2 protein-coding genes are annotated in these 2619 nt (G+C 74.7%); one reads left to right on the top strand and one right to left on the bottom strand.

The features are described from left to right. Positions 1-502: PEP/pyruvate-binding domain-containing protein (locus PLJ28_RS15540; RefSeq protein ID WP_324590408.1), on the bottom strand; the 502-nt coding region annotated here is incomplete at its 3' end. 199 nt (positions 503-701) lie between these two features. Here PLJ28_RS15540 and PLJ28_RS15535 point away from each other — a divergent pair. Next, on the top strand, positions 702-2619 hold a 1918-nt coding region (locus PLJ28_RS15535), incomplete at its 3' end, for a hypothetical protein (protein ID WP_324590407.1).

Below are 2619 nucleotides of genomic sequence, written 5' to 3'. Positions count from 1 at the left end.
GGCCCGGGACCGCGTCGATGACGGTCTCGGTGCGGGTGCCGGTCAGCGGGTTGGCCGTGAACATCACCCCGGCGACGCTCGGGGTGATCATCTCCTGCACGACGACGGCCATCGCCAGCTCCGCGTCCTGCAGTCCCTGCCCGGCCCGGTAGGCGACGGCGCGCTCGCTACCCAGGGATGCCCAGCACTGCCGGATGGCCTCGAGCAGCGCTGCCTCACCCTGCACGCCGAGGACGGTGTCCTGCTGGCCGGCGAAGCTGGCGCCGGGCAGGTCCTCGGCCGTGGCGCTGGACCGCACGGCGACCGGGCCGCCGCCGAGGGCGCGGTAGGCGGTCAGGACCGCGTCCTCGGGGATGGCCCCGGCCCGGTACGCCGCGGTGGTCAGGCAGAACCCGGCGGGCACCCGCTCGCCCGCGGCGATGAGCGCGCCCAGCCCGGCCGCCTTGCCGCCGACCAGGGGTGTGAGGTCCGGGGTGATGCGGGTCAGGTCGATGACCTCCATGAGCGCCTTCCTGCGCGGCCGGACGGGTGAACGGTGGGTGGGTCCCGTGGGTGGGTCACGTGGAGGGCCGGCCGCCGTGCAGCCGATGATCCGGCCCGTGCCGTGGAACGGTCAAGGTCCCGGTGGCCCGGTGGTGTGATGCAGGACGCTCCGGACCGGTCCGGACATGAGAAACTGGCCGCTGAGAGGGGAGAACTCAATGAAGGACACAGGTCTGAGCCACGTTCAGGCGGCGGGAACGTCGCGGTCGAACGGGGCGGGGCAGCCGCACCCTGCCCTGCGACGATTCCGGCGGCAGCCGGTCCCGGACGAGCGGCTGCTCATCATCCGGGCGCCCGGCGGGACGGGCGCGGCATGGTTCGCGGCCGGCTGGGTGGAACAGGGACCGGGATCGTCCCCGGAAGCCCCGGACGCCGCAGCGCAGGAACGGGTCCTGCAGTGGGACAGCGCGCTCGAGGACGCCGAGGCGTTCAGCCGGCGGGTCGGACGCTGCCTGGCCGAACGGGACGGTCCGGTGGCGGTGGTGGCCAGCGCGAACGCGCCCATCCATGACGTGGCGGCCGTCCACCCGTGCCGTCTGGCCGACGCGACGGACGTGCTGCTGACCGCCGAGGAGATCGGCACGCTGGCGCAACCGCCACCGGGCGGGCCGGCCCGGCCGGCATCGGCGGATCCGGAGACGGTCTACCGTCTCACCGGGGGGTGGCTCGTGGCCGTCCGGGCACTGCTCGTCCCGTCGCCGTCCCCCCGGGCAGCGCGTCAGGCCCTGATCGTTCCCCTGCTGCAATGGCTGGGAGCCCGCGACCCCTGGGGGGTCATGGCCGAGACGGCCTACCTGCCCGAGTTCAGTGACGCCGTCCTGCGCCAGTTCCAGCCGGCCAGCGGGTCGCCGGCGCCGGCGCTGCGGGACCTGGCCACCGAGGCCCTGATCCGTGACGACGGCACGGGAGGATGGTTCATGCCCGAACTGGTCCGGTGGTGCCTCACGGACTGCCTGCAGGAGAAGGCGCCCGACCGGGTGGAGGCGATGGTGCGCGCCGCGGTGGAGGCCACGGACCGGGCCGGGCGGGTGGGCGTGGCCCTGGAGACCGCGGCCCGGCGCGGGGCATGGATACCCTTCGACACCGTGCTGGCCGACCGGGCCGCCGAGTTGTTCACGTCCGACGCGCGGTACCTCCGGGCGCTGCTGGCCCGCATCCCCGAGCCCGTGCTCGCCCAGAAGGACCACCTGCGCGTGGCCCTGCGGATCATGGCCTCGGCCGGGTCCGAGGGACTGACCCTGCCCCTGCCGACCGTGGAACCGGACCTGCGCAAGGACCGGACCGCGACGCGGCTGAGGGCGCGCGCCGCCCGCAAGTACCTCACGCCGAACGGTCGTGCGGTGGCGTACGGGATGGTGGAGATCAGCTACCTGCGCCTGTCCGGCCACTACGCGGCCGCCGCCGACGCCGCGGTCCAGTTACGGCGCGCCGTGCGGGGGGCGCTGGACTCCGGGCCCATCAGCATCCCCCTGGCCAGCATCGCCGAACTGCACGCGGGCCTGTGCCTGCACCTGGCCGACCGGCTTGACGAGGCGGGACTGGCCTACACCAGCGCCCTGGACCTGGCCCGTCACGGCAGCCACGACTTCCTGGAGGCCGACGCCCTGTCGAAGCTCGCCCTGCTCGCGGCGCACCAGGGGGAGTTCCAGCCGGCCCGGTCCTGGGTGGCGCAACTGGAGGGACCGCTGTCCAGGGTCGGCCGGGGCCGGCAGCAGGTGAGCCGGTGCGGGGACCTCGCCCGTGCCTGGTGCGCCCTGGCGGCACTGGACCTGGAGGCGGCCGGCGAGGTGCTGGCCGGGTTGCCGGCCGAACCGGACACGGACGAGTTCTGGTCGGCGCACGCCCAGTTGCTGGCGCTGCTGCGCACCCTCCGCGGGGACCCGGACACCGCCCTGGCACAGGTCCGGACCCTGCGCCGGGACCGGCCCTACGCCTCCTGGGCCGCCTTGGCCGACCGCCTGCTGACGGAGGCCCACCACTACGCCGAACTGGTGGGCGGGACCGCCTCGGAGATCCGCGGTTGGCAGCAGAACTCGGCCCTGGCCAACCTGGAGGCGTGCCGCTGCCTGGGCCAGG

The organism is Citricoccus sp., assembly GCF_035445025.1.
Classification (GTDB): Bacteria; Actinomycetota; Actinomycetes; order Actinomycetales; family Micrococcaceae; genus Citricoccus.
Note: the sequence above shows the minus strand (reverse complement) of the source record. Positions and strands in the feature narration are given on the sequence as shown.